The 26,654-nt window shown below is 58.5% G+C and carries 22 protein-coding genes; 7 read left to right on the forward strand and 15 right to left on the reverse strand.

The window, feature by feature from the left end:
- The first annotated feature begins 134 nt into the window (after window positions 1-134).
- Both DWA01_RS09195 and DWA01_RS09200 read left to right on the forward strand, forming a co-directional pair.
- Window positions 135-1,352 carry an ROK family transcriptional regulator gene (locus DWA01_RS09195; protein WP_114285553.1) on the forward strand — a complete coding sequence of 406 codons (1,218 nt, stop codon included), beginning with the start codon at window positions 135-137 and terminating at the stop codon, window positions 1,350-1,352.
- Window positions 1,342-2,913 carry a CRTAC1 family protein gene (locus DWA01_RS09200; RefSeq protein ID WP_114285554.1) on the forward strand — a complete coding sequence of 524 codons (1,572 nt, stop codon included), beginning with the start codon at window positions 1,342-1,344 and terminating at the stop codon, window positions 2,911-2,913. The genes DWA01_RS09195 and DWA01_RS09200 overlap by 11 nt, the downstream gene beginning before the upstream one ends.
- Here DWA01_RS09200 and DWA01_RS09205 read toward each other — a convergent pair.
- The 5 genes from DWA01_RS09205 to DWA01_RS09225 all read right to left on the reverse strand — a co-directional run bounded on the left by DWA01_RS09205 (window position 2,886) and on the right by DWA01_RS09225 (window position 9,461).
- Window positions 2,886-4,205 (reverse strand): cytochrome-c peroxidase, encoded by a 1,320-nt coding sequence (locus DWA01_RS09205; RefSeq protein ID WP_114285555.1) that lies wholly within the window; start codon window positions 4,203-4,205, stop codon window positions 2,886-2,888. The two genes, DWA01_RS09200 and DWA01_RS09205, sit on opposite strands and share 28 nt — an antisense overlap.
- On the reverse strand, window positions 4,202-5,143 hold the full coding sequence (locus DWA01_RS09210; RefSeq protein ID WP_114285556.1) for an aldose epimerase family protein: 942 nt from the start codon (window positions 5,141-5,143) through the stop codon (window positions 4,202-4,204). The genes DWA01_RS09205 and DWA01_RS09210 overlap by 4 nt, the downstream gene beginning before the upstream one ends.
- Window positions 5,136-6,443 carry a xylose isomerase gene (xylA, locus tag DWA01_RS09215; RefSeq protein WP_114285557.1) on the reverse strand — a complete coding sequence of 436 codons (1,308 nt, stop codon included), beginning with the start codon at window positions 6,441-6,443 and terminating at the stop codon, window positions 5,136-5,138. Before xylA ends, DWA01_RS09210 begins: the two co-directional genes overlap by 8 nt.
- Window positions 6,440-7,888, reverse strand: a complete 1,449-nt coding sequence (gene xylB / locus DWA01_RS09220) for a xylulokinase (RefSeq protein ID WP_114285558.1) — start codon at window positions 7,886-7,888, stop codon at window positions 6,440-6,442. Before xylB ends, xylA begins: the two co-directional genes overlap by 4 nt.
- A 157-nt stretch (window positions 7,889-8,045) precedes the next feature.
- The gene (locus DWA01_RS09225; protein ID WP_114285559.1) at window positions 8,046-9,461 is read right to left on the reverse strand and encodes an aminotransferase class V-fold PLP-dependent enzyme; all 1,416 of its coding nucleotides are present in this window, start codon (window positions 9,459-9,461) and stop codon (window positions 8,046-8,048) included.
- 97 nt (window positions 9,462-9,558) lie between these two features.
- On the opposite strand from DWA01_RS09225, the gene DWA01_RS09230 reads away from it, so the two are divergent.
- The 4 genes from DWA01_RS09230 to DWA01_RS23535 all read left to right on the forward strand — a co-directional run bounded on the left by DWA01_RS09230 (window position 9,559) and on the right by DWA01_RS23535 (window position 12,097).
- A complete protein-coding gene (locus DWA01_RS09230) occupies window positions 9,559-10,023 on the forward strand; it encodes an Lrp/AsnC family transcriptional regulator (protein ID WP_114285560.1) in 465 nt (154 codons plus the stop codon).
- A gap of 58 nt (window positions 10,024-10,081) precedes the next feature.
- Entirely contained in the window at window positions 10,082-11,119 is a 1,038-nt protein-coding gene (locus tag DWA01_RS09235; protein ID WP_160115996.1) for a GlxA family transcriptional regulator, read from the forward strand.
- 306 nt (window positions 11,120-11,425) lie between these two features.
- The gene (locus DWA01_RS23530; protein ID WP_235008492.1) at window positions 11,426-11,725 is read left to right on the forward strand and encodes a hypothetical protein; all 300 of its coding nucleotides are present in this window, start codon (window positions 11,426-11,428) and stop codon (window positions 11,723-11,725) included.
- A gap of 69 nt (window positions 11,726-11,794) precedes the next feature.
- Window positions 11,795-12,097: an ureidoglycolate lyase gene (locus DWA01_RS23535; protein ID WP_235008493.1), complete on the forward strand. Its 303-nt coding sequence runs from the start codon at window positions 11,795-11,797 to the stop codon at window positions 12,095-12,097.
- Window positions 12,098-12,248: 151 nt separating this feature from the next.
- Here DWA01_RS23535 and DWA01_RS09245 read toward each other — a convergent pair whose 3' ends face one another.
- The 4 genes from DWA01_RS09245 to DWA01_RS09260 form a co-directional block, all read right to left on the reverse strand.
- Window positions 12,249-13,817, reverse strand: a complete 1,569-nt coding sequence (locus DWA01_RS09245) for an FAD-dependent oxidoreductase (protein ID WP_114285562.1) — start codon at window positions 13,815-13,817, stop codon at window positions 12,249-12,251.
- Window positions 13,818-13,915: 98 nt separating this feature from the next.
- The gene (locus tag DWA01_RS09250; RefSeq protein WP_114285563.1) at window positions 13,916-14,755 is read right to left on the reverse strand and encodes a DMT family transporter; all 840 of its coding nucleotides are present in this window, start codon (window positions 14,753-14,755) and stop codon (window positions 13,916-13,918) included.
- Window positions 14,752-16,110: a (R)-1-hydroxy-2-aminoethylphosphonate ammonia-lyase gene (gene pbfA / locus DWA01_RS09255; RefSeq protein ID WP_114285564.1), complete on the reverse strand. Its 1,359-nt coding sequence runs from the start codon at window positions 16,108-16,110 to the stop codon at window positions 14,752-14,754. Before pbfA ends, DWA01_RS09250 begins: the two co-directional genes overlap by 4 nt.
- A 174-nt stretch (window positions 16,111-16,284) precedes the next feature.
- Window positions 16,285-17,460 carry a 2-aminoethylphosphonate--pyruvate transaminase gene (locus tag DWA01_RS09260; protein ID WP_114285565.1) on the reverse strand — a complete coding sequence of 392 codons (1,176 nt, stop codon included), beginning with the start codon at window positions 17,458-17,460 and terminating at the stop codon, window positions 16,285-16,287.
- A gap of 118 nt (window positions 17,461-17,578) precedes the next feature.
- On the opposite strand from DWA01_RS09260, the gene DWA01_RS09265 reads away from it, so the two are divergent.
- Complete coding sequence (locus DWA01_RS09265) at window positions 17,579-18,481, forward strand: LysR substrate-binding domain-containing protein (protein WP_114285566.1); 903 nt, start codon at window positions 17,579-17,581, stop codon at window positions 18,479-18,481.
- Window positions 18,482-18,514: 33 nt separating this feature from the next.
- Here DWA01_RS09265 and DWA01_RS09270 read toward each other — a convergent pair whose 3' ends face one another.
- From DWA01_RS09270 to DWA01_RS09295, 6 genes are all read right to left on the reverse strand, one after another.
- Window positions 18,515-20,536, reverse strand: a complete 2,022-nt coding sequence (locus DWA01_RS09270; RefSeq protein ID WP_114285567.1) for a putative 2-aminoethylphosphonate ABC transporter permease subunit — start codon at window positions 20,534-20,536, stop codon at window positions 18,515-18,517.
- On the reverse strand, window positions 20,533-21,693 hold the full coding sequence (locus tag DWA01_RS09275; protein WP_235008494.1) for a putative 2-aminoethylphosphonate ABC transporter ATP-binding protein: 1,161 nt from the start codon (window positions 21,691-21,693) through the stop codon (window positions 20,533-20,535). Before DWA01_RS09275 ends, DWA01_RS09270 begins: the two co-directional genes overlap by 4 nt.
- Window positions 21,694-21,805: 112 nt before the next feature.
- Window positions 21,806-22,825 (reverse strand): putative 2-aminoethylphosphonate ABC transporter substrate-binding protein, encoded by a 1,020-nt coding sequence (locus DWA01_RS09280; RefSeq protein ID WP_114285569.1) that lies wholly within the window; start codon window positions 22,823-22,825, stop codon window positions 21,806-21,808.
- Window positions 22,826-23,361: 536 nt separating this feature from the next.
- Window positions 23,362-25,041 (reverse strand): Na/Pi cotransporter family protein, encoded by a 1,680-nt coding sequence (locus DWA01_RS09285; protein ID WP_114285570.1) that lies wholly within the window; start codon window positions 25,039-25,041, stop codon window positions 23,362-23,364.
- 69 nt (window positions 25,042-25,110) lie between these two features.
- Window positions 25,111-25,908, reverse strand: a complete 798-nt coding sequence (locus DWA01_RS09290; RefSeq protein ID WP_160115997.1) for a DeoR/GlpR family DNA-binding transcription regulator — start codon at window positions 25,906-25,908, stop codon at window positions 25,111-25,113.
- Between the two features lie 70 nt (window positions 25,909-25,978).
- Window positions 25,979-26,654 (reverse strand): TetR/AcrR family transcriptional regulator (locus tag DWA01_RS09295; RefSeq protein WP_200832536.1); only part of this gene is annotated, 676 nt, incomplete at its 5' end.

Raw genomic sequence — 26,654 nt, forward strand, 5'->3', positions numbered from 1 at the left:
ATCGCAAATAATCTGTATTTCGGCCGAATTCTCGCGATTAACTGATTTTTTTCATTGACTGCTTGCGTTATTCCTTTGAAAAATGAATTATAACGAATGACTGCCGGATCTGAGCTGGCGGAACCAGAGAATGAATGGGCAATTCAATGTTAAACGACCCCAGAGACGCAGGCCGGCGTGCGGTTTTTGGTGCCATCCGGAAGGCGCAGCGCATCGCCCGCGTTGATGTCGCCCGCGAGACCGGAATCAGCCCCGCAACCGTTACCGCCATCACCGCCGAACTGATCCGTGAAGGACTGATTGAGGAGACCGGGCCAAGTGCTGCGCGCAGCGATCTGCGCCGTGGCCGTCCGAGGGTCGACCTTAAAGTCCGCGGCGCAGCGCGCGTTGTGGCCGGGGCCAAACTGTCCAACCAGACCATCACCGTTGCTTTGCTGGATTTTGAAGGCACCCTGCTTGGCGAAGGGCGCACCCCGCTGACGCGCACGCAGTACAGTCCGGAAGAATTTGTGCCGATTTTGATAGAAGCCATTGAAGATGCAGTAAAATCATCGAACCTGACCATGGGTGATCTTGCCGGAATCGGCCTCGGCCTCGCAGGTATAGTCGATGCCGAACGGGGTCTGGTTTATTGGTCGCCAAATTTTTCAAGCCGCAATATTGGCCTGCGTGACCTGGTTCAGCACCAGCTTGATCTGCCGGTTTTCATCGACAATGACGCCAATCTTGTGGCCATGGCAGAACAGTTTTTTGGCCACGGGCGAGGCGTCAGCGACTTCATCGTCATCACCATCGAAAGCGGTGTCGGCATGGGCATTGTTATCGACAATGAGATCTACCGCGGCACTGGCGGGCGCGGCGCCGAATTTGGTCACACCAAAGTACAGCTGGACGGTGCGCTGTGCCGCTGCGGCCAGCGTGGCTGCCTTGAGGCCTATGTCGCCGATTACGCCCTGCTGCGCGAAGCCACAACCACCACCGATCTGACCGATGCCGACACCGCGGCCGAACGCTTGCAACTGCTGTTTGATGCCGCCAAAAACGGCGATACCACCGCCAAATCGATACTGGACCGCGCTGGCCGCATGTTCGCCATGGGCCTGGCCAATATGGTAAATGTTTTCGATCCCAAATTAATCATCCTGTCGGGCGAACGGATGCAGGCTGATTTCCTCTATGCAGAGGATGTCATCGCCAATCTGGAAAAATCAATCGTGCAGATAGACATGCCGCCACCAGAAGTGAAAATCCACAAATGGGGCGATCTGATGTGGGCCAAAGGCGCGGGCGCCTATGCCATCGCAGGCGTGGCGGACCTGGCTTTGCAGCGGATCACCGAAAATGCGGTTTAACCTGCTCATTCTCGCGCTCGCGGCGGCGCCGGCCCTTGCAGAAACGGCGGCAACCACGCCGCGCTCCCCCCCCCTGTTTGCGCCGCGCAACCCGGAGATCAACCACCAGTATACCGGCGGCTGGGAGCATTTTGTCGGCGGCGGCCTTGCCTCCTTTGACTGCAATGGCGATCAGCGGCCTGAACTTTACGCCGCTGGCGGCGAAACACCGGCAATCCTGTTGCGCAACCAGTCTGCCGCCGGCGGTCCGGTTAATTTCACGCCCGACACCCCGGCGGCGCTGGCACTGACGGGGGTCACCGGCGCCTATCCACTTGATATAGACAGTGATGGCATCACCGATCTGGCGGTGCTGCGCGTCGGCGAAAACCTGATTTTACGCGGGCTGGGCGACTGCAGGTTCGAGCCATTTGACCACCTTGGTTTCAGCAGCCGCACCGACGGCTGGACCACCGCATTTTCGGCAACCTGGGAGACGGGCCAGAGCCTGCCCACGCTTGCATTTGGCAATTACGTCGACCGCAGCAACCCGGAAGGCCCGTTTGAGACCTGTGACAGCAGCAGCCTGTACCGGCCACTAAACAGAGCCTATCCCAGCCCAACTGCGCTAAAACCGGGCTATTGCCCGCTGTCGATCCTGTTCACCGACTGGGCTCGCACCGGTCGCGCTGATCTGCGCATGTCCAATGACCGGCATTATTATGTCAAAGACGGCGAAGAACAGCTCTGGGCGATGGAGGAGACACCCCGTCTCTACAGCCGTCAAGACGGCTGGAAACGCTATATGATCTGGGGCATGGGTATCGCCAGCCGCGATCTGACCGGTGACGGCCTCTCGGAAGTCTACCTCTCTTCGATGGGCGATCAGAAGCTGCAGACGCTGAGTGGCAGCGGCCGCCCCGAATATATTGACGCCACTTATGAGCGCGGCACCACAGCACATCGCCCTTATTCGGGCGATGACGGGCGACCCTCAACCGGCTGGCATGTGGCTTTTGGCGATGTGCAGAATGACGGGCTGGACGATATTTTTATTGCCAAGGGCAATGTGGAACAAATGCCCGGTGCCGCCATGGCCGACCCCAATAACCTGCTGCTGCAAAACCAGGACGGGACTTTCAGCGAATCCGGAGATCTGGCGGGAATAGGGTCGATGGCACGCAGCCGCGGCGCGGTATTGGCCGATTTCAACAATGACGGGTTGCTGGACCTGGCCGTGGTGAACCGCCGCGCAGCAATGGAGATTTACCAGAACGTCAGCCCTGACGCAGGCAACTGGATCGCAGTGATGCCACAGCAGACCGCGCTGAACCGGGATGCCATCGGCGCGTTTATTGAACTGCGGAGCGGCGACCGCATACAGACGCGGGAAATCACTATCGGTGGCGGCCACGCCGGGGGCAGCCTGGGACCGCCGCATTTTGGTCTTGGTGACGCCACCTCGGCGCAAGTGCGGGTGATCTGGCCGGACGGCACCGCATCTGACTGGCGGGACGTGGCCGCCAATCAGATGTTCGTACTGACGCGCGACGGTCAGTCGCTGGCGATCTCTGCCAACTGATCCACCGGCAGTCCGGAAGGCACCTTCTCCGGCACCCCGAGCCGACCGTTAATACTGACCGGGTCGCTCAACGCAGCGAGAAAAGCGAGGATGTCCGCGACCTCGTCATCCGTCAGCGCCACCGGCGACAATTCGTTCGCTGCAGCGATCGCCTCCACTTCAGCACTGTCCGCCATAAGGGCAAAGTCCTGCGCACCCGGCAGATCCGGAAACACCGCCTGCGCCGGATCATAGCCGCGCAGACCCGCAACCGGGTCGAGATGATGGCGCACGACCGCTTCAAGTGTGGCATAGGCGCCCGCATGACCATACGGCGCGGTCTGCGTCACATTGCGCAGCGACGGCGTGCGAAAGCGATAGGCGTCCTCGCTCCGGCCGGTGACCCGCATGCGCCCGGTGTCGCGCAGATAGCTTTCAAACGCAGCCGCTTTGCCCGGCCCGATCTGCGGCATCGCGATGGCGTAAAAATTATTGTCGGTCTGAAACTGACCGCTGTGACAGGCAGAACAGCCAGCACGGCCGTAAAACAGCTTCATCCCCGCCATGGCGGTATCATTCATCGCGCTGCCGTCGCGCAGATAACGGTCAAACGGGCTGCTATCTGCCCGCCATTCATCCGCGGTAAACGCCGCGATGGCATTGGCGATGTCGGTGAAACGGATTTCGGCCTCAGCCCCTTTCAGCGCTGCGAACGCTTCGCTGTAGGCCGGTATCGCGGTGACCCGCGCGGTGATCCGATCCCAGGCACCGCCCTCACTGGACAGAAATCCCAGCCGCACCGCCTGAGATATTTCATTTTCAGAATACTGTCCGGCCATTTCGTCGCCAGACAATACCGGGAACATCGCCTGCGCCGCCAGAACTGAAGAAAAGCCGGAGACCATATCCTCTTCCAGCGGCGATCTGATGCCGGAGGGCCGGCTGTCGTCGGCCTCGAGCCGGCCGTCGTAAAACATGCGGGTGAACTGAGCCGCCCCCAGGTTGAACAGCGGCGGCGCGTTGCGCGGCACCCTTTTCTCGGGCATGTTGTCCGCAATAACCCGCCGCTCACGCCCAAGCCCACTGGCCCCGTCCCCAAGGCCAAGCGAGACACCGTCCCCGGTTCCCAGAACCGGGTTGTGACAGGTGGCACAGGCGACCTGGCGGTTGCCGCTGAGGATTTTGTCATAGAACAGCAGCTGCCCGAGGGCGACTTCAGCCGGGTCTTGTGGTGCAAAAACCGCGTCGGCCACCGGAAGATCCTGCGCCGCAACAACGGCGGGAAACAATGCTGCGATAAGAAGCAATCTCATGAAATTTCAACCTCCAACAGTTGGTGATAAGGCGCTTCCGGTGTCGCGATAATTGACGGGAAGGCTGGCGTATTCAGCGCATTTGGAAATCCCTGCGGCTCCAGACACAGACCCTGATACGGCCTGAAAGGTGTTCCAAGCCCGCCACCGCTGTAAACCTGCAAACCGGGTTGATCGGTATGCAGCCGCAATCTGCGGCCATTCTCCGCCCTCAACTCCGCTGCAGCGCCCGGTGCTCCCGTCAGCACCAGATTTGCATCGATACCGCTCTCCAGATTAATATCGGAAAGCCTGGTTGCGCCGAGAAAGTCGAGACCTGTGCCGCGCACGGGCTCAATCGTGCCCAGCGCGATCAGCTCATCGTCAACCGGGGTCCAGCCCTCCGCGGCTACGCGCAGCTTGTGACGATTTATGTCGGCACCACCATCCAGATTATAGTAATTGTGCTGCGCCAGATTGATGGGTGTCGGGCGGTCCGGCACCGCCCGCATCTCATAACTCAGCCGCACACCGTCCAGCCTGATCACAAGGCTAAAGTCCACCGCGCCCGGATAGCCGCCGTCTCCGTCAGGCGAATGGTATCGCAGTGTCACCGCTTCTCCGGAGCAACTCATGTCCCACAGGCATTTGCTCAGGCTGCCATGCAGGTGATGCCGCCCGTCGTTTTGCGGCAGATCATAGATCACGCCGCCCATCTGGAACCGGGCACCTGCCGTCCGGTTTGCCACCCGCCCGACAATCGCCCCCAAGTAATAAGGGTCCGTCACGTATGCCCGCGGATCCTCATAGCCAAGAATCACCGGCGCCCCGTCCACATGCCAGCTTTGCGTAATCGCACCCAGGTTCAGGATCCGGACCCGGGCGCGCTCCGAGCGCAATGTGGCGCAGAGTATGTCCGCCCCCTGGTGGGAGCCGACCGCTTCAATGTGATCAGACAAACCGGTTCACGTAGTTTTCCAGCATTTCCTGGCGGCCGGAACGCGGCTGCGGATCAACATCACCGCTGACAACGCGGGCAGCAGCCTGTTCCAGCGACCCGCCCAGCATCGTCCGGGCTTCCGGAGTATCCCAGCCACAGTAGCGTGTCTCCAGCGCCGCCTGCAGCCCGCCGTCGGCAACCATCGCCACCGCCGCTTTAAATCCACGAGCGCAGACATCCATGCCGCCCACATGCGCGGCGATCAGGTCCTGCGGGTCAAGCGATTGGCGGCGCAGCTTGGCGTCGAAATTGGTACCACCCCGGGTGAAACCGCCGGCGTTCAGAATGTGATAATAGGCCAGCGCCACTTCAGGCACATTGTTGGGGAACTGATCGGTGTCCCAGCCGGATTGATAATCGTTACGGTTCATGTCAATCGACCCGAACACGCCCAAACTTGTGGCCGTGGCGATCTCGTGTTCAAAGGAATGCCCGGCCAGGATAGCGTGGCCCTGCTCCAGATTAAGCGTCACTTCGCCTTCAAGACCGTATTTCTGCAAAAAACCATAACAGGTCGCCGCATCATAGTCATACTGGTGCTTGCTGGGCTCCTGCGGTTTGGGCTCAACCATGATCTGCCCCTTAAAGCCGATCTTGTGTTTATACTCGACCACCATGTTCAGAAACCGGCCCATATGGTCCAGTTCGCGCCCCATGTCAGTATTGAGCAGAGTCTCATACCCTTCGCGCCCGCCCCAGAGCACATAGTTTTCACCGCCCAGTTTTTGCGTGGCGTCCATACAGTTTTTCACCGTAGCCGCGGCCCAGGCAAACACGTCCGGATCCGGGTTGGTGGCAGCTCCGGACATGAAACGGCGATGGCTGAACATATTCGCCGTGCCCCAGAGCAACCGGGGCCCGCCCGCGTCCATCTTGCCGGCGAAATAGTCGATTATTTCTTCAAAATTGCGCTGGCTCTCGGCAAATGTCGCGCCTTCGGGCCGGATGTCCGCGTCATGCCAGCAATAGAACGGCTGCCCCAGCAGCGCGAACATTTCAAACGCGACATCGGCTTTGAGTTTGGCGCGCCCCATATCGTTCTGCGGGTGCCAGGGGCGTTCAAACGTATGGCCGCCAAACGGATCGCCGCCCTCCCAGGCCAGAGAATGCCAATAGGCGACAGCAAACCGCAGATGCTCCTCCATCCGCTTGCCCATGATCACCTCATCGGGGTTGTAGTGGCGAAAGGCCAGCGGGTTGGTGCTGTCGGGGCCTTCATAGCGGACGGGTGATATCCCGTCGAAAAAACCGGTGTTCATGGCAATGCCTTTATCATGGGGTAGGTGGCGCGATAGGACTGATAAGCCTGTTCATAGGCCTCGCTCAGCCCGGATCGCGGAGAAATGGTTGCGGCCGTTTCCGGCTGGATCAGGATCTGTTCCGGATCAGAACCGGTGGCACATTGCGCCAGTCGCGCCGCGCCCAGCGCCGCGCCAAAATCCCCGGCCACCGGCAGGTCCAGCGGCAGGTCCAGAATGGTGGCCAGCAATTCAAGCCAGTAGCGCGAGCGGGTGCCACCCCCGGTGGCCAGCAGCGACTGAAGATCCGCGCCGGTCGCACGCAGGGCTTCCAGACTGTCACGCAGAGCAAAACAAACGCCCTCCATCACGGCCCGGGTCAGGTCCTGCGGCCCGTCAGCAATATCGAGATTTAAAAAGGCGCCGCGCACCGCACTGTCATTATGCGGCGTGCGCTCGCCCGACAGGTAGGGCAGGAAGCGAATATGCCCCGGCGCGCCGATCCGCTCGCCCAGCGCGGTCGTGAGCGCGGCCGCATCCTGACCCAGATTACGGGCCAGCCAGTTCAGACTGTCGGTGGCCGCCAGCATCACCCCCATCTGATACCAGGTGTCCGGCACCGCATGGCAAAACGTATGCACCGCAGTTTCCGGCATTGGCGCATAGCGGTCGCGCGCGGCCAGCAACACACCGGAGGTGCCGAGCGAGACAAAACCCTGCCCCTCATGCATCGCCCCGACACCACAGGCGGCAACGGCGTTGTCACCACCCCCACCGGCGATAATAACAGGCTCTGTTACAGCCCAATCAGTGGCCAGAGTGGCGCGCAACTGTCCTGATGCATGAGAGCCTTCGACCAGATCCGGCATTTGATCCCGTCGCATGCCTGAGGCCTCCAGCAAGCGCTCAGACCAGCGCCTTGCCCCCGTATCCAGCCAACTGGTACCCGCCGCATCCGACATGTCAGAGACATAGTCGCCGCTCAGCCAAAGGCGCAGATAGTCTTTGGGCAGCAGTACTTTGGCAACCCGGGCCCAGATTGCGGCTTCATGTTTTTGCAGCCAGGCCAGTTTTGGCGCGGTAAATCCCGGGAAGACGATATTGCCGGAGAGCGCGCGCACATCTGTGGCGGCATCAAGCCGGGCTGCCTCTGCATGGCTGCGTGTGTCATTCCACAGCATCGCCGGACGCAACACGTCGCCGCTCGCATCCAGAAGCACTGCGCCATGCATCTGGCCCGACAACCCGATGCCGCGCAGGCGCGACAGGGCGTCGCCATCCGATGCTTTCAGCTGCGAAAGACAGCTTTCACAGGCCGCAATCCAATCTTTGGGATCCTGCTCACTCCAGCCGGGCCGGGCATGACTCACCCCGTACCCCTGCTGGGCGGAAGCCATCACCTGCCCCGCCTCCGTCATCAGAACCGCACGCAACCCCGACGTGCCCAGATCCAAGCCCAAATACATGAAATTCCCCTGCTGTTACCCGCAACAGAATCCATGTTTTAATTTAAATGTCAAAATAAAACGACACTGAGTCAGTAAATATCCACCCTCATACTACCGGATCATGGTAATATCAGGTATTTACCGGATTCTTTACTTACGGCAGGGAATTAAACCTTCAGGCCACGGCGCGGAATCGGGCGGTGTGCGTGTCACACTGATACCTGGCGGTATAGCGATCAATGTCCCGCACCAGCGCCGTCACGCTCTCTAGTATATACCGCACAGCAACCTCATCCATCAGATAGCTGAAATTCAGCCGCACCCAACCCGGTTTTTGCAATTCCTTGCCGGCACGCAGATCCGCATGCAACGCAGCAGAGGCCGCCTGATCGATGCCCAGCAACCGATGGGCATAGGGGCCGGCGCAGGCACAGCCGCCCCGGGCCTGAATGCCAAAGATGTCGCTGAGCATGCGGGTGAACAATTGCTGATGCACCGGGGCGCCCGCGTGATCGGTCACCAGGAAAGAAAATATCGGCAGCCTGTGCTCTTTATCCACCCCCAGAAGCTGCAACTGCGGATTGTCACCCCAGGCCTTAAGGGCCATAGCGTTGTATTGCGCCTCCCGCGCTTCAATCGTGCCCTGCCCCACCGCCTCTTTCATCAAAAACGCCAGCGCTGCGCGGATATCCCCGATGACATTTGGCGTGCCGGCCTCCTCACGGGTGGCGAGATCAGTGGAATAGGCGTGATCCCAGGGCGAAACAAAACTGACAGTGCCGCCGCCAGGCCAGCTCGGCGTGTTCCGCCTGACCACGCTGTCGCGCAGGATCAGCACGCCAGACGCACCAGGCCCGCCGGCAAATTTATGCGGTGACACCACAATCGCATCGCGCGCGGTATCGCCCTGCCCCATGGTGATTGGCAGATAGGGCCCGCCGCCGGCATAGTCCCAGATTGCCAGGGCACCGAACTCCTTTAACAGCCGCGTCACCGCATCCGCGTCAGAAATGACGCCGGTGACATTGGAGGCGACCGAAAACGCGCCGATCATCAGATCCGCACCGGCATGCGCGCTCAGCGCCTCACGCAGCACTTCCAGATCCGGGCCGCCCGCGGCGGCTTCGGGGATCTCAATGACCTCCGCCTTGCTTTCCCGCCAGGGCAGAATGTTGGAATGATGTTCATAGGGTCCGATAAAGACCACCGGGCGCGCCGCCTCGTTGACCCCAAGCAGGCTGACCAGCCGGTTCAGCCCTGCGGTGGCGCCGGAGCCGGCAAAAATCACCGAACAACCTTCATCCGCGCCGGTGATCCGGGCGATCTCGTCCCGCGCCTCGCCGCGCAGACGGGTCATATAGCCACCACAGTAAGACGCCTCAGTATGGCTGTTGGCATAAAAGGGCAGCACTTTGCGGCTGATGAAATCCTCGACCTGGCTCATGGCCCGCCCGGAGGCCACATAATCCGCATAGACCAGCGGCACATCTCCGTTCAGCCCGGGAATCATAAGGCCTTCGCCGATCACACCAGCACGCAACCCGGCCAGAGTTTCGGATGCTATTTCTTGCTTGAATTGGGTCAAAACCATCTGAGCGTCTCCTCTTTCGAACAGTATGACCCGATAATCGGCGATAAACTTACCCAATTTCATTGCGAAATCAGTATTCTTTGTGTCACATGATCCAATGAAGCATAAAAATGTAGATCATATTGACCGCCTGATCCTGAAGTCGCTGCAACGGGATGCCTCGCTGTCCCAGCGGGAGCTGGCAGACCAGGTCGGCCTGTCGCAAAACGCCTGCTGGCGGCGGTTGCAGGCGCTGAACGCGGCCGGAATCCTGAACGGCACCACCGCACGGATCGACCGAAAACTGCTGGATCTGGATCTGGTGGTTTTTGTCATGCTGCGCACCCGGCATCACTCCAAAGACTGGCTGACCACCTTTCGCCGCCATGTACAAACCATCCCCGAAGTGGTGGATTTTTTCCGCATCGGCGGGGATTATGATTATATGCTCAAAGTGGTGACCCGGGACATGAGCAGCTATGACAAGGTGTATCAGCGGCTGATCGAAGCCGTCGAACTTGATGCCGTCACCAGTTATTTCGCGATGGAATCCATTGTCGAGGGCCGCCCGCTACCGCTTTAGTGCATTTGCAGGTCGCCTGAACGCACATAAGCCGCGGCAAAATCTGATAGGGTTCACTATGGACAACACCTCAGAAAACAGCAGCGCGCCACAGCCAGGGTTTATTTCCAAAGGCGTGGCCCATGTGGCGCTGACCCGGCTGGGAGAAGCGGAGCATTTTGTGTTCGTCTTGCTGCCCGGCCTGTCGATGGCCGCTTTCAGCTCGGCACTTGAGCCACTGCGCATCGCCAATCAACTGGCCGGAAAAGAGCTGTACACATGGGAAACCATGTCTGATGACGGCGCACCGGTAAGATGCTCAAACCGGGTGACAGTTGCCGCCGACGGGCCGGTCCGGGACCCGGACGGCCGTGCAACAATTCTGGTCTGCTCCGGGGTTGAGCCGGAAAAAAATACCTCAGACAAGATCGCGGCCTGGATCCGCAAACAGTGGCGCAGCGGCCAGATCGTTGGCGGCCTGTGCACCGGTGCCTATACCCTGGCCCGGGCTGGAATTCTGCAGGGACACCGGTTTGCCCTGCACTGGGAAAACGAGACCGCCTTCACCGAACATTTCCCCACGCTTAAACCAGAACCGCGGATCTACACCATTGACCGGCGCATCCTGTCCAGCAGCGGCGGCTCGTCCTCAACGGATCTGATCCTGAAACTGATTCTGACCACCCATGGCCCCGCCCTGTTTCAACCGGTGATGGACATGTGCCTGCACCCCTATCACCGGGAAGAAGACGCCACCCGGAAAACCAGGACTGCGCTGAGCATCGGCAGTCGGAATCCCAAACTGATCGCAATTATCGACTACATGGAAAAACACCTGGATGAAGATCTGGATATGGGCTCCATCGCAGCCCTGCACAATATATCGCGCCGTCAGATGGAACGTCTGTTCAAAAGTTATACCGATAAAACGCCGGCCAAATATCTGAAGGACCAACGCCTTTCGCACGGGCGCACTTTGCTGGCCGAAACCGGTCTCAGCGTCGCGGATGTCGCACTGGCATCAGGCTATGGCAACCGGGCAATGTTTTCCCGGGAGTTTAAGAAACTCTACGGCGTATCGCCACACCGCTTTACCTCCTGGCGGTCAGAGAGCTGAATAACTCACCCTCAACCACCGCACTGGATCCGCGCCAGAAACAGGAAGCACAGGTGGTCCTATATGCCTGCGCGCCCTGACTACGTTCATAAGTCAGACAGCCTGCCCTGCTCAAAAGGACCGCTGCACCGATGCGAAACGGCGCTGGATTGCGCTGAGTTACACGGTTCGCCCTCAGAGCCAATTCCTGTAGTTTCGATACGGTGTTAACACTCGCAATGTCACGAGAAGTGTTTTGATTCGAGCAGCCAAAAACCATTGGGTTTGCCAGTACCCAGATACCCGGTTTGCGCAAAGGAAACATAGATGACGGCAACCGCCCCGGACTACATGTTCGACGCTTCTGAAAAGCCCTCCCAGGAGCTTTTCGAAGTCCCGCCGATCAAAGCAACTGCTGAGAGCGTCAGCGCTTATGGCTGCCTCGTGGATGACCCGGAGAATTTCGAGATTGAGATTAAACAGTGGCCGGCGCAGGGCTGGCGTCCGATGGGTGCTGGTACCGGTGACCAAGGCGGCTTTGTCGAAGGGATATTTTATGGCGAGTGGAAGGGTGATATTCTCTATGGCGCCAACGAAGCTGTAAACGGGACCTACGTGCTGGGCTGATCGACGGATCCCCAGTCTGCGTCGGATCAGGAACAGACCAGCCCCCGCGAAAAAGTCCTGCTCTGGCACATGAATTATCACCCCGATGGCGGGCAGCTGTTTTTCCCGTTGGACAAGCTGCCCTTTGTGGTGCCGGTCGCTCTGCCGGGCGATGATCTGACGCCGGACAAAGTTGTGGCGTTCTGGTGCGACGGGTCTGAAGGGCTCTATATCCGTCCGGGCATCTGGCACGAAGGCATCTTTCCGGTACAGGACAAACAACGATTTCCCGACCGCCAGGGTCGCGTTCACGCCCGCGTAAGCTGTGACATCGGCGAAGAGGTCGGCACCTACCTGTCGGCGCCACTGCAGATGCAGGCCCCTGAAGGCTGATCTGGAATTGCTGCGTGGCAGAGGCTGGTGGCGCCTGCGCCGTCCCTTGCCACGCAGCGTACTGGTCTGATTTCCCTGATGTTCAGCGGCAAATTTCGGGCCCGCCGGGCGTCCGGTCTCAGCCCCCACCCTGTTCTTGCCAACGCGGCGCTCAGGGCACTCCAGGCCGGCGCCGCGCGGCCTGAAGATGTGCTTCAAACGCGCTCACTTCCGCTTCAATCCGGGCGTCTGACCATTGCAGCACAGGCGCTGCCACTTCCGCCACCGGTCGCGCCAGCGCCAGGCCTTGGTCGTTGTCCCAGCCGAGACCAAGCCGGCGCATTATCAGATCCGACAGCGTTGCTGGTTGTTCGTCCCGCGCACACCGCAGCACTTCGGCCACTGAAACACTGTGCTCACCTGCAATGAGGCGCGCGCCGTCGGACCCGATATCGCCGGGATCAGGGTCGAACCTGAGTTTCTGCGCTGCACCTGAGGGCGCGATCTGTTTTGACACTTTTCGCAACAATCGGCCTGCCACCCGCCGGTGTGTCATAATCGCGCCACCGGTAAGGGTGAATATGCCGGAAGGCCCGTCCGCGCCAGGCCCATGAATTTTGATCTCGCGGCTTCCCATCGGATCACCTGCGTCGTGCGTCAGCGGGTTCACCCCGGCCCAGGTGTACAATATGTCTGATCGCGACAGCGCCAGCCTGGGCAGGCAACGGTTGCTTTCAGCGATTAACCAGTCGATTTCCTGGTCAGAAGCAATGACACTCGCCAACTCACCATCAAACGGAGTCCGGGTCAGCCCGATATAGTGAAACCCCCGCCAGGGCAGGCAATACAGCGGTTCACCGATGCTGTTGTAGGCAAATACTCCCCAACCAGCAAAAGCATCAGGCAGCCGGACCGCGATATGGATCCCCTTCATCCCTGTGCATTTGGGTCGCGCATTCTGCCCGGTAGCACCAATCACGTCATCTACCCAGGCACCCGTCAGATTAAGTACGATTCCGGCCGTCACCTGCGCGGTTTCGCCCGCAACCGCACCGGCGCCTCCGGTTGCACGCAGCGCCAGGTGCCAGTGCCCCTCAGGCGCGACACGTTCCAGTTTTTCAACCCGGGTGTAATTGTGAACCAACGCCCCCATGCGCTGCGCGTCAAACAAAGCATCAAGCGCGATCCGTTCCGGCCAATCAAAAAGGTACTCGCGAAACACCGCAACGCTGCGCAACTTACCGCGATCCCGCAGCCAGGAAGCGACTGGCACCTGGTCCAGCTTGTCCGGGTGATAGCGGCGGTACTCAAGAGGCACCCCCGCCGGGCTCATCAATCGCAGGGCAGAAAAGGCGGCATCCATATGCCAGGGCGCATATTGGTCATCTTCATATATCGGCAGGCAAAAATTCATCGCTTTGACACGACCTGGAATGCTACGGACAATTTCATCGCGTGCAACCATGTCCGCACGCACGGTGCCCATTGAGCGCAGCAACCGGTCCGGGTGCAGAAGCGAAGACCAGAAATTGGCACCTGTCGCCAGGTGCCGCAGGCCGCAATGCAGAAGCCGGCTTGATCTGCTGCTGGCCCCGTCGGCAAAGTCGCCCTGATCCACCACCAGCACACGATACCCGGCGGCCGAAAAGTGCTGTGCGGCGCTGGCACCGTTAATGCCGCCGCCAATGATGGCCACATCCAGATGCAATCCGTCCAGATCTCTTACAGATGTCGTGTTCATATCCGGCAACTCCTGAACAATTCAGCATGTCGCAGTTCCCGGTGCAAACCGGTCCGGGCAGTCTCAGACCGCCATTACCGCCTGCGCCGCTGTCACTTTCAACTGGCTAACCCTATAATCACGATACCGCAGGCGACGATCACCCCGGCAAGCAGGCGACGGCGTTTGGGCCCTTCACCAAACCACATGACGCCGATGATGGCAGCAAAAATCACCGATGTCTCGCGCAGGGCGGACACCACGCCAAGCGGCGCCAGCGTGTTTGCGTAGAGAACAAGGCCGTAGGCAGCACCGGAGATCACCCCGCCGGTAAAACCCAGCGTCAAAGTTCTCTTGCGAATTTTGCGAACGCGGTCGAACCGGGTGCCGAAAATGAATATGAGCACGGTAATTTCCGCGGTAAACAACCAACCTATATAACCAAGCGGACTGCCGGACACGCGCACTCCGATGCCGTCAACCAGCGAATAAGACGCCACAACAAATGCCGTTGCGATCGCCGCGATAACCCCGCCCCTGTGCAAATTACCACTGACAATGCCGCGCGTCAGCACGAGGACGCCTGCGGAAACGGTGAACACGCCGCCCCAGGCCAGCCATGGCAGGCTTTCGCCAACCCAGAACTGTGCCCCCAAAGCGATCAGCACCGGAGAGAGCCCCCGCGTGATCGGATAGATCAGGCTCAGGTCACCGTGCCGGTAGGCCACATTCAGCAAATAATAGTAGCCCCAGTGAATCACCGTAGAAGCAATGATATAGGGGGCCGCCGCCGCGAGCGGCGTGGGAAAATAGTAGATCAGAGCGATTCCGGGAACCACATGGCCCATCGCGATCATTCCCAGGATGATTGTCCGGTCTCCTGCGCCTTTGACAATTGCGTTCCAGGACGCATGCAAAAATGCAGCAAATAATACGATCAGAACCGTAGTTGCGCTCATCCGGAAGAGTCCTCTATCGCAGTCACGACAATATCTAACGCGCGTTCCAGGTCTTTGCGCGCAATGGTGAGGGGAGGCGACAATGTCAGAACACAGCCGTGACTTATCTTGAAGCTTAACCCAGCGTCAAGACAGGCATAGTAAATTTGCTCCGCACGGGCATTTCCTGGTGTTTTGTCGGCACGGTCTTCGACAATCTCAACACCAAACATCAGGCCGCGCCCGCGGATATCGCCCACAACCGACACCCCGGACAGACGGGTCTGCAGGTAATCCATCGCATAATCGCCAAGTTCTGCCGACCGGCCGACCAACCCTTCTTCTTCGATGATTTCAATGGTGGTCAGCGCCGCGCGCGCGGTCACCGGGTTTTTTTCATGGGTATAATGGCCAATGGCAAATTCACCACAGACATCAAGACCGGCCCGCGCGATACAGGCGGCGATGGGCAGAATGCCACCACCAAGTGCTTTGCCGACGGTCACAATATCCGGCAGAATATCGTCGTGTTCAAAGGCGAACATGCGGCCGGTCTTGCCCAGACCGGTGGGAATTTCGTCCATGATCAGGAGGGCACCATGGCGGGTGCAGGACTCGCGCACCGCTTTCCAGAAGCCGGGCGGCGGCACATAGGGCACCGCCCGCATTGGCTCTGCGATTACGGCGGCGACATCGCCTTCACGTTCCAGCACGTAATCGACCATTTTGGCGCAGGCCAGACCGCAAACTTCCGGCCCGGCATGGTTGTAAGGGCAGCGGTAACAGGCAAACGGCGCCACATGCTCGCTGCCCGGCAGCAGCGGGCCGGCAATATGGCTGCGAAAGGTCGATTCCCCCCCCACACTGGCAGCGCCAAAACCGGCGCCGTGAAACGCGTCCCAGAAGGACACCGTTTTGAACCGGCCTGTGGCCGCGCGGGCGATTTTCAACGCCACTTCATTGGCGTCCGACCCACCGGTGGTGAACAGGGTCTTGCACAGATCCCCCGGGGCAATTTCTGCCAGTTTCTCCGCCAGGGCCACCGCAGGTTCATTGGTAAAGCGGCGCGGCGCAAAGGACAGATCATCCAGCTGCTTTTTGATCGCCGCCACCAGGCGCGGATGCGCATAGCCGATGTGATGCGCCGAATTGCCATGAAAATCCATCAGCCGGCGCCCGTCCAGATCTTCGATCCAGATGCCTTCCGCCCGCGCGATGGTGCTGACGCAAGGGCTTGAGAGGCTTTGATGCAGAAAAACATCGCTGTCGCGCTGCAAAAGCGGCGCCGCCCTGGGGCCAATGGATTTTTTTAGCCAGTCCTGGCGGGCGGCAGACGTGTTGGATTCGCCTTCGGTATGCACAATCGATGCGGTCATCAGGAACTTTCGGGTTTATTGCTGCCGCTGGAACGCGGCGGTTTCACTAAATCGTTGCCCTTCCTGCTGGTCTGCGTGGCCGCAGGGGCTTGACCGGGCAATCACCCGCCCGGCCCGCACGACCCTTGCCGGCAGCGAAAAACGTCGCGGCGCGATGTCTGCTCAACCGGTCAGCTATTGGCGTTCTTCCAGTGCCAAAGCCGGCGGCGTCGCTTCAGCGACCCCCATCTGCGCCAGAGTTTCCCCGGCGGCGGCAACAACCTGCCGCATGACAGCGCCATCCATCTGGCCGATACATCCGACCCGAAAACTGTCCGCGACGGTCAATTTCCCCGGGTAGATAATAAAGCCCCGCTGCTTCATCAGCGCATAAAACCGTTCAAAAGAAAAGTTGGGGTCCGCCGGGCAAAAGAACGTCACGATGATGGGCGACAACCAGCGCTGCGTCAGCAGCGTCTCAAATCCCAACTCTCTCATACCGGCCACCAGCACATCCCGGTTCTGCCCATAACGGGCACCACGCGCCGCCACGCCGCCTTCCAGCTCATGCGCGCGCAACGCTTCCAGAAATGCAGCAACCACATGAGTAGGCGGGGTAAACCGCCACTGCCCCGTCTTGTTCATATGCGCCCATTGTGCATGCACATCCAGTGACAGCGAGTTGCTGTTGCCTTCTGCGGCCTGCAATTCGCTTTTTCGGGCGATGATAAAGCCAAAGCCCGGCACCCCTTCGATGCATTTGTTGGCCGAGGACACCAGCGCCTCAAAGCGGATTTGATCCGCTTCCAGCGCAATGGCACCAAAGGCCGACATGCTGTCTATCAGCAACTTGCGGCCAGCGGCATAGGTGGCTTCTGATATCTCCGCCACAGGGTTCAGGATGCCCGAACTGGTTTCGCAATGGATCGCCACCACATGGCTGATCGCCGGATCATCCGCAAGAATCTGCGCCACCTCAAAACCCCGCGGCGGCAGGTAATCACCTTTGTCCAGCAGCACATAGTCGCGCCCGAGATACGCCAGCGTCAGCGCCGCGCGTTGCCCGTAGGCGCCATTGGCCAGCACAAGCGCTTTGCCATCGCGCGGGATGAACGAGCCCAGCATGGCTTCGACCGAAAACGTACCACTGCCCTGCATTGGCACACAGTCAAAATCCTCGGACCCCGGCCCCAGCAACGCCAGCAAACGATCGCGCATCTGCTGCGTCATGGCCCGGAATTCGGCATCCCAGCTGCCCCAGTCGCGCAGCATCGCCTGTTTTACCGGGTAGGAGGTGGTCAGCGGGCCAGGCGTCAGCAGATAGGGCTCCCCCAACCGGGGCGCTTCAATTGGTACGGATCCAGCGGTCATCTTTCATCTCCGAAAATGTGGTCTGAGAACAGCATTGCAGCACCGCTTCCCATATGTAAAATTGCAATATACAATCGAAATATAGGCTGGGCTTATAGGTTGGCTCAGGGGGGAATTCATGCGCTACAGCCAGTTAAAAGCGTTCCACCATGTCGCATTGCTTGGCGGGTTTTCACGCGCCGCCGAAGCGCTGTTTCTGACCCAGCCGGCAATTTCTGAACAGGTGCGCAAACTCGAGCAAGAACACGACGTGTTGTTGTTTTTCCGCGAGCGCAAACGCACACGGTTAACTGAGGCCGGGGAACTTCTGTTCCGGCTGACCAAACAGTTCTTTGAAATCGAACAACAAATTTCAGAATACATGTCGGAGACCAGCGCCATTACGGACGGCGCGCTGCGCATAATCGCAGATTCAGCCCATCACGTGACCGATATTCTTGGCAAGTTCCAAAAACGCTACCCGGGCGTTGTGGTCTCGCTGCGCTCCGGCAATACCGAAGAGATTCTGGAAGGGTTGCGCAGCTACAGTGCTGAGATCGGCGTGGTCGGGGGCCTGTCGCGCGGCAGGGAAATGGAAACGCTGGACCTCGGCAGCTCCGAGATTGTCGCATTTGCGGCCAAAGGGTACTTTTCCGCTGAGAAAACCAGCATCAGCCTGGCAGAACTGTCCAATTTGCCACTGATCTTCCGCGAAGTCGGGTCGAAAACCCGTCAAAAGCTTGAAGATGCGGCCAGTGCAAAAGGCGTGCCGCTGTTGGCCACTATTGTGGCCGAAGGGCGCGAAGCGGTGCGCGAGGTCGTGGCTTCAGGCGCGGGTGTCGGTTTTGTCTCGCTGGCGGAATACGGCCATGATGACCGCCTGATCAAACTGACCCTGCAGGACGTCAGCATACACATGAGCGAAACCATGGTGCATCTCGGGCAACGCCGTGATGTCAAAGTGATCCGGGCCTTCATGGACATCGCGCGCGCTTGCCAGGCTGAGACGCCTCCAGAACAGAAAAAACCCGCCAACAGATGACTGTGGCGGGCTGTTCGCGGGGCTTTCAGCAGATTAACGCGCCCGCCAGGCCTGGGTCCGGCGCAGAATACCTTTAGAGGCCAGCAGGTGAAGAATACGCGCAGCCGCGTTGGTATAAAATATCATCATTCCCATCGCCGCCGCCGGCGCAATGTCCCCGGCATCATCCATGTTCAGAACCGCAACCGAAGCCAGTGTCGTTTTGGGCGAATACAGAAACACCACCGCCGACACCGTCGTCATCGCATTCACAAACAGGTAGATCGATATATCCAGCACCGAGGGCAGGCACACCGGCACGGTGACCCGGCTGAACAGTTTTAATGTCGGCTGCTTGAGGGACGCCGACACCGATTCAAATTCCCGGTCCATCTGTTTCAGCGCCGTCACTGCGGTCAGGTGCGACACAGTATAAAAATGGGTCACCGAAACCATCACCAGAATGGCCATTGTGCCATAGATCGGATTCAGCGGATTGGCCGGATTGTTGAAGAAAAAGATATAAGCCAGCCCCAGCACCATACCCGGGATTGCCATTGGCAGCATGGCAATCATCTGGAATATGGCCCGCCCGGTCCTGAACCCGTTCGACTTTTCGACCAGATAGGCGCCAAAAAACACAATGGATGTGCCCACAACTGCGGTAAACAGCGCCATTCTGATCGAGTTGAAATAGGACCTCCAGCCGCCACCGTCCATTTTGTCGAACTGATAATTGTTCAGGCTCAGGCTCAGGTCATAAGGCCAGAATTTGATCAGCGCGGCATACTGACAGACCGCCAGAATACCGATGATAAACAGGGCAATGAGGCTGCAGAACGCAAGGAATATCCGGTCGAACTTCAGGTCGACTTGCGGCTGAAAGGGCACCGAGCGCGAGGTGAGAAGGGCCACCTGTTTGCTTTGCACCAGCCGGTCGATGGCAAAAGCAAAGATCGCCGGCACCACCAGAACCACCGAAACCACCGCACCCATTTCAAAATTCTGCTGGCCAATGACCTGTTTGTAGATATCAACCGCCAGCACGTTGAATTGTCCGCCGATGACTTTGGGCAGACCGAAATCGGTGATCACCAGGTTGAACACCACAAAAGCGGCTGAAATCAAACCATACCGCGCGCCCGGGATGGTCACGGTCCAGAAAGTACGCCAGCGGGTGGCGCGCAGCGAGGTCGCCGCTTCATAAAGCCGGGAATCTGAAATCGCCAACGCGGTGCTGATGATCAGAAACGCATGTGGAAAAGTAAAAAACACTGAGCCGATAACAATGCCGATCGGCCCATAGATACTGGCCCCGAACAGCAACTCTTTCAGCATACCCTGATTGCCAAACAGATAGACCAGCGCAATGCCGGGCAACAGCGAAGGCACCAGCAGCGGCGCCATCGCCACCAGGCGGAAAAAGCCTTTATACCGCATGCAGCTCCGGTTCAGCGCATAGGCAAACCAAAATGCGATGGAGACGGTGATCAGCGTGCTCAGCACCGATATCCAAAGCGAATTCTTGATCGAATTGAACAGCGCTGGCGTCGAGAAGTAATTGATAAAATTATCAAATCCGGTCGATTTCACCGGACGCAGCTGAACCCGGCGGAAGGTGTTAGAATCCAGCTCCAACCAGTCAATGCTGTCATTTAAGGTTGAGCCGACCAGAAAGCGTCCGCCGGCAACACTGTTGCGCACCTGGTAGCGCACCGGGCTGCGAAAACTGAAGTCAGGGAAGAGTTTTGTCACTCCCAGACGGCCGTCAGATCCGGTGTTCAGTTCACTGTCACCATAGGCGGCGCTGCGCAGGTTCAGCGCAGCGCCGTCAATAATTGCGCCACCAAAGGCACCGGTCTCGTCACTGACCTGAAACTCATATTGAGACAGCTCAAAGCGATAGGTTGAAAAGGATTTGGAGAGCATCGTGTAAAGCGGAAACGCCAGCGTCACCAGCAGGTACAGCGCGATGATAACCATGCCAGCGCGCATCATAATATCATCACGGCTCAGCTTGCCTTTGACTGTCGGCCCAGCCGGCAACACGTGTTTTCCCGGGGTCAGCGTGCTCATCCCTGCGCCTCCGGGCGTGCGAACGCCATCAGCCGGCTGTCGGGCAACTCAACCGTCATGGTCTGACCCCTTTCAAGCGCCAGCCTGCGGATGGCATTGACTGAAAAATCTGCAATCAGACCCGAAACCCCGAAACGCTCATTCCGCAGGTGACAGCGCCAGAAGGAGCCAAGGAATTCCATCTCGTCCAGAAGCACGTCAATGCAGTTTTCTTCCCCCTCCCCGGCAACATGACCGGTCTGGTGCGGGATGACATCCTCAGGACGGATCGCCGCCACCACCGCTGTGCCTGCGGCAAAGTTGTGATCCAGGCAGGCAAAGCTTTTTTCGCCCACCTGAAGCCGCCCGTCCGCAGCGACCGATGCCGCGATTTGGTTCATCTCGCCAATAAAATCTGCCACAAACAAATTAGCCGGCGCGCGATAAATTTCGGTCGGGGATCCGATCTGCTCAATCACGCCCTCATTCATCACCACGATACGGTCCGCCATCGACAGCGCTTCTTCCTGATCATGGGTCACCATCACTGTGGTCACGCCCAGCTTGCGCTGAAGCTCTTTGATCTCGTGGCGCAGATGTACCCGCACTTTAGCGTCCAGCGCTGACAGCGGTTCATCCAGCAGTAACAGACCCGGTTTGGTGGCAATTGCGCGCGCCAGAGCAATGCGTTGCTGCTGCCCGCCGGACAGCTGGGCCGGGTATTTCCTGCCCTGCTCCGGCAGGCCGACCAGCTCAAGCAATTCGGCAACGCGTGCCACTATTTCAGATTTGTTGCGACCACTGTTTTCCAGCCCGAAGGCGATGTTTTTTTCGATCGTCAGATTTGGGAACAAAGCATAGGACTGAAAGACGATGCCAAAATCCCGCTCTGAAGGCGGCAGGTTTGACACGTCCAGCCCCCCCTGTAGTACCGAGCCCCTGGTTTGCAGATCCAGCCCGGCAATTGCCCGCAGCAGCGTGGTTTTGCCACAGCCCGACGGCCCCAGAAAACAAACAAATTCGCCCTCATGTATATCAAGAGAAATGTCTTTGAGCGCCAGAAAAGCCCCGAAAGCTTTCCACAGGTTCGCGATGCTCAGATAAGGGGCGCTGGCGGGATCAGTCTCCCGCGTGTCTGTGGGAATGGATTTCAGCTGGCCGGAAGTGGATTGAATCACAAAAGTCGTCCTTACCTGTTCACGCATGCTGCGCGTCAATTTCTCGATTAAGTACCTCAGGTCTTGATTGGTAAGCAGATGCGCGAAGGGGCGTGCCCTTCGCGCAACTGGTTTACTTGGCTTCGGATTTTCCGTCGTAGCGCGACTGCCATTCTTTCAGAATGGCCGCGCGGTTGTTGGCGGCAAATTCGAAATCATTGTCAATCATCGCCTCCAGCAGACCCTCGGGGAAATATTCGACTGGTTTTGCGATCCCCGGATAAGCGACAACGGCATACCCGGTATTGTACATCTCATTGGCCGCTTTCGTGACGGTGAAATCTACCAGCGCTTTTGCGGCATCCAGATTTGCGGTTCCGGCGACAATCGCGGTCGCTTCCATGTCCCAGCCGACACCTTCAGAGGGCACTATGATTTCCAGCGGCGCGCCCGCGGCTTTGGATTTCGCACCGCGGAAAGCGAACGACACGCCGATCGGGATTTCACCCGCTGCCGCCAGTTTACAGGGCTTGGAGCCGGAATGGGTGTAGCGTGCAATGTTGGAGTGCAGCCCGTCCATAAAGTCCCAGCCGCCCTCTTCGCCAAACATCTGCAGCCAGCTCGACACATCAAGAAAGCCCGTGCCTGAGGAATTCGGGTTCGGCATGATAATCTGGCCAGCATATTGCGGATCGGTCAGGTCCTGCCAGGACGTGGGTGGCGTCAGGCCGGCTTTTTCAGCCTCGATCGTATTGTAACAGACTGCCGCAACCCAGGCGTCCATGCCAACCCATGCGGGCGGATTGTCTGCATCAACAAATTTTACATCCAGCGCTTCTACGCCCGCAGGCGCATAGGGTTCCAGCATGCCTTCCGACTTCAATAATAAGAGAGAGGTCGCCGCCAGGCCCCAGATGACATCCGCCTGGGGGTTGTCACGCTCGGCCAGCAGCTTGGCGGTGATTATGCCGGTGGAATCGCGCACCCAGTTGATTTTAATATCAGGATTGCTCTCGTTGAACGTCTCAGCGTAACGTGCCAGATCTTCCGCTTCAACGGCGGTATAGACGGTCAGTTCCGTCTGCGCCGCCACAGATGTGGCCAGCAGCGCGCCGGCAGCCAGCGATGTAAAAACCGAAGTTATTCGTCTCATGGGACTCTCCTCTGTTATTTATAATTCTTATTCCCGAGTATTGGTTACCCTCTGTAATCGTCTTGAGTGCCGGCAGAAGTCTGGCAGAGTTACAGGACAAGAAAAATCGATTAATCCTACAACATCATTACCGTCGCTTATGTGTTTTTCCGCCGCGCTCTAACCTGAGCAAGTGTTAAACAAGCACGGTTCTGCGTCAAGATATCGGCAGCGACATCCTGTTTTCATGCCAGATCAGGCTCAGATGGGAACAGGGCAGATGGTGTCAGCCTCCCGATGGGAAACCGCATTGGCGGCAGAAGGACCAGTCTGCAATGTCTGCCACCTTGTGCGCACCGGCATCCGCAGCGCTGATTTCGAGACAGCCTTCGCCACAATTGATCAGCTGTAATCCGCTTCACTATTTGGGGTGTACCGGTTTATCCGCCCGAAATAGCGTCAGCGCAGCATTAATGCAGCGCGTTTATGCCGTCAGCCTTGCGACATTGCCGCAAAGCTGACCTGGCTGGCCTTTTAGCCGCTGCATGCAGCCGGGCCTATTTCACCTGGGACAGGCCTTCATCACTGATCGTCTCAATCAATCGGGTTTCCAGCAACTGCCCGCCCCGATACAGGATCGGATAGGCCACTGAGGCAATATGACTGTTGATCTCGCGATAGGTCCGCAGAGCTTCCAGGTGGATGTTGCTGGATTCAAAGCTGATAGCCTCGCCGTCGCTCAGACGTTTCAGGTGCTTTTTGCGGCTGGAGCGTTCCATCCGCGCCATTTCGGATTTTTCCTCCAGCAGCAGCCGCGCACTTTCCAGGTCATCCGAAAGCAAAACGTTGAACCCCAGCGCCATATTCGCCAATACGCGCTCATGTATATTCACAAGCTCTTCGCGTCCCGCTTTTGAGAACTTGATATTGCCGCCGGCCTTCTTTTTGGCCAGTGGCATCATGTGTTTTACCACAAGATCCCCGGCGGTTTCCAACGCGATGGCATATTCGGTAAGTTCGCGGGCGCGTTGCTGATCAAGCTCATCCATATCTTTTGGCAGTGCCGCGACATAGTGCCGGATATCATCAAGCGCCATGTTGACATGCGTCTCATGGCCAGCGATTTCTGCCACCTGATCCTGTTGGTAACTGTGGAAATTATCCATCACCGGGATCGTCATCGTTTCAACCAGATGCGCCATACGCAACAGTTCCCGTTTGACACAGGTCAGCGCCAGGTTGGGCGTCGCCAGCGCTGCATTGTCCAATACACTGCGGTTGATTTGCTGCACGACCTCGGCACCACCCTGCGCGTCTGGCAACAAGCGGGAAACAGGCGCCAGCAAGAAACGGCAGACCGGCAATGTCAGCAGCAATATCGCGTTAAACAGCACATGAGTATTGATCAGCGCCTGCGCCTCCCCCATGCCACTCAGATATTGCAACACCGGCAATTTGTTGACGATAAACAGCGCCAGCACAGCGCCGCTGCCCCGGATCAGAAAATTCGCCAGAGGCACCCGTCGCGCTTCTGCGCCCATATTTTTGGTCAGCCACATCGGTATCAGCGAACTGCCCAGGTTGGCGCCCAGCACGAGCGAAACACCCGCAACCATCGGCAGCGCTCCAATGGACACCAGCGTCACACACATCAGAATTACCGCAACACTTGAATGCATCACCCAGGCCAGAACCGCGCCGGCAATAAAGGCGGTGATAAAATCGGTCTCAAGGAAACCGGCAATTGACGGCAGAAACGCACTGTCGCGGATCGGATCCATCGTTTCACGCAGAAAACGCAGTGAAATCAAAATGAACGCGATGCCCATGAGTATGCGCCCCGCCTGCTTTAGTTTCCGGCGGTCAGATTTTATAAACAGCCCCCCGCCGATCGCGAGCAACAGTGGCACCAGCCATTCAAGTTTGAACGACAGCACCTGGATCAGCAGAGCTGAGCCAAGGTCGGCCCCGAGTACAACAGCTATCCCGGCGCCAAACCCGATCGCGCCGGTATTGGCAAACCCCGCAACCAGAATCGCAACCGCTGCGGAACTCTGCAGAATAACCGCAAGAACAAGCCCGGTTCCCGCGGCACTGAGCGGATGGCTGGTGGTGGTGACCACCCGTTTGAACGAGGCCCCAAAGGCGCGCTCAATCCCGGTACGCACCATGCGGACCGCATAGAGCAACAGCATCGTTGCGCCCATTAACTGCACTACAAATGAGACAATCGTCATCTTCAAACTCCACTCTAGCACCCGACGTTTTGCGTCGGCAACCGGGCCACTGCCGGTCCTGAATATTCTTCATTTTGCGTCTTTTTTCCCGACGCTGACAAGCTCAACACCCCAGGCCGCGAAGCTGGCCTGAAACTCCGGCGACGGTATCTGGTCTGTGACAACCACGCCCACAAGTTCAGGCGCACAGACAACAAACGGCGCTGCCTGGCCGAATTTTTTACGGTCCGCCACGACGATCCCGCGGCGCGCGTTTTTCAGCGCCAGACCGGCGATCGCGGCCTGCCCTGTATCGCCGATTAAAAAACCGGAATGTTCGTCTACAGCATCGGCGCTGATGACCGAAAAATCGAGGCTGAACTGCTGAAGGAATGCCAGAGTCTCCGGGCCGGAGGTTCCCCACCGGGCCTGGCTCAGCTCGCCGCCGGCCAGGAACACCCGGTTGTCATTCCGCCCCGTCAGGATTTGCGCCACATTGAGGGAGTTGGTCACCACGGTCAGTTTTGAGCGTTTGATCAGAGACTGCGCCACAAAAGCGGTGGTCGCGCCCCCATCCAAAAAGAGGCATGATCCGTCAGCGATCATCTCAGCCACCGCGCTGGCAACGCGGTCTTTGCCGTCAGTTCGTTTGCCGGACCGGGCAAATCCAGCGTCATCTGCCTCTGCGCTGCGCAGGTACACACCGCCGCGCACGCGCCAGACCAGCTCCGCTTTGGCCAGAGACTTTGACGTCCGGCGCACGGTTTCTTCTGACACTTCAAGGAATTCAGCCAGATGGGCATTGCGCGCAGATCCACCCAGATGGCCGAGCGCTTCGAGAAGCTCGACCTCGCGGTGATTCGAACGGATTTGTTTTGATTTGCCCATAGCGCCACTTTCTGCCTCCCTAAAAGCAGCACTTTCCACAAGAGTCCACAAGTTTGTGGATTTTTGCGTTTTATTTGTGGTCTGCCTTCCCCGTCGCAGCGCCGCCAGCGGCATCGCGCCAGCTCAGAAAATCGCTGCGATAGGCCTGCTCCGCCCCGTGGTAAAAGACTTCAACAGAATTGCGCACGGCCCGTTCGACGTCGACATCAACGGGCACATTGTAAACAAACTGCCGGATTGCCATGTAAAATATGCTGCCGTGAAGCCCCCAGAACAATTCCAGTTCCTCTTCACCCGGGAGATCTGGCGAATGGTCCGGATCAATATGAGCGCGGAATTCAGTGGCGAAGGGCTGAACCACTTTTTCCCGGATGATCGTCAGGTAGCGGCCACTCAGATCAAACGATTTGAGCCCGGAATACATAAAGATCCTCACCCAGTCATAATCAAACACCCGTTCGGCATATTCCTGGTAGAACTGAACCATCCTCTCTTTCAACGGCCGGGAGCGATCCAGAATCAACACCTCCCAGTCCGGGTTCCACCGGCTGAGATACACATGTTCATAAACCCGTTCGATCAAAGCTTCTTTGCTGTCAAAATGCCGGTAGATAACCGCGTGGGATACCCCCATCCGCTTGGCGAGTTCGCGGGTCTGGCCTTCAAATCCACATTCGGCAAAGAAGCGCACGGCTTCAGCGACAATTTGCTTTTCCCGGTCTTCTGCCCGCATGTTTTTGCGGCGT

Origin of the sequence: Candidatus Halocynthiibacter alkanivorans (assembly GCF_003333265.1) — a bacterium.
Lineage (GTDB): Bacteria > Pseudomonadota > Alphaproteobacteria > Rhodobacterales > Rhodobacteraceae > Halocyntiibacter_A > Halocyntiibacter_A alkanivorans.

Coding starts and splice junctions, on each gene's coding strand:
- DWA01_RS09280 (WP_114285569.1), bottom strand. CDS start 22,825: ATGAGACGAATAACTTCGGTTTTTACATCGCTGGCTGCCGGCGCGCTG.
- DWA01_RS09235 (WP_160115996.1), top strand. CDS start 10,082: ATGGACAACACCTCAGAAAACAGCAGCGCGCCACAGCCAGGGTTTATT.
- DWA01_RS09245 (WP_114285562.1), bottom strand. CDS start 13,817: ATGAACACGACATCTGTAAGAGATCTGGACGGATTGCATCTGGATGTG.
- DWA01_RS09290 (WP_160115997.1), bottom strand. CDS start 25,908: ATGGGCAAATCAAAACAAATCCGTTCGAATCACCGCGAGGTCGAGCTT.
- DWA01_RS09260 (WP_114285565.1), bottom strand. CDS start 17,460: ATGACCGCTGGATCCGTACCAATTGAAGCGCCCCGGTTGGGGGAGCCC.
- DWA01_RS09285 (WP_114285570.1), bottom strand. CDS start 25,041: ATGACGATTGTCTCATTTGTAGTGCAGTTAATGGGCGCAACGATGCTG.
- DWA01_RS09230 (WP_114285560.1), top strand. CDS start 9,559: ATGAAGCATAAAAATGTAGATCATATTGACCGCCTGATCCTGAAGTCG.
- DWA01_RS09205 (WP_114285555.1), bottom strand. CDS start 4,205: ATGAGATTGCTTCTTATCGCAGCATTGTTTCCCGCCGTTGTTGCGGCG.
- DWA01_RS09250 (WP_114285563.1), bottom strand. CDS start 14,755: ATGAGCGCAACTACGGTTCTGATCGTATTATTTGCTGCATTTTTGCAT.
- pbfA (WP_114285564.1), bottom strand. CDS start 16,110: ATGACCGCATCGATTGTGCATACCGAAGGCGAATCCAACACGTCTGCC.
- DWA01_RS23535 (WP_235008493.1), top strand. CDS start 11,795: ATGAATTATCACCCCGATGGCGGGCAGCTGTTTTTCCCGTTGGACAAG.
- DWA01_RS23530 (WP_235008492.1), top strand. CDS start 11,426: ATGACGGCAACCGCCCCGGACTACATGTTCGACGCTTCTGAAAAGCCC.
- DWA01_RS09265 (WP_114285566.1), top strand. CDS start 17,579: ATGCGCTACAGCCAGTTAAAAGCGTTCCACCATGTCGCATTGCTTGGC.
- DWA01_RS09270 (WP_114285567.1), bottom strand. CDS start 20,536: ATGAGCACGCTGACCCCGGGAAAACACGTGTTGCCGGCTGGGCCGACA.
- DWA01_RS09225 (WP_114285559.1), bottom strand. CDS start 9,461: ATGGTTTTGACCCAATTCAAGCAAGAAATAGCATCCGAAACTCTGGCC.
- DWA01_RS09200 (WP_114285554.1), top strand. CDS start 1,342: ATGCGGTTTAACCTGCTCATTCTCGCGCTCGCGGCGGCGCCGGCCCTT.
- xylB (WP_114285558.1), bottom strand. CDS start 7,888: ATGTATTTGGGCTTGGATCTGGGCACGTCGGGGTTGCGTGCGGTTCTG.
- xylA (WP_114285557.1), bottom strand. CDS start 6,443: ATGAACACCGGTTTTTTCGACGGGATATCACCCGTCCGCTATGAAGGC.
- DWA01_RS09195 (WP_114285553.1), top strand. CDS start 135: ATGGGCAATTCAATGTTAAACGACCCCAGAGACGCAGGCCGGCGTGCG.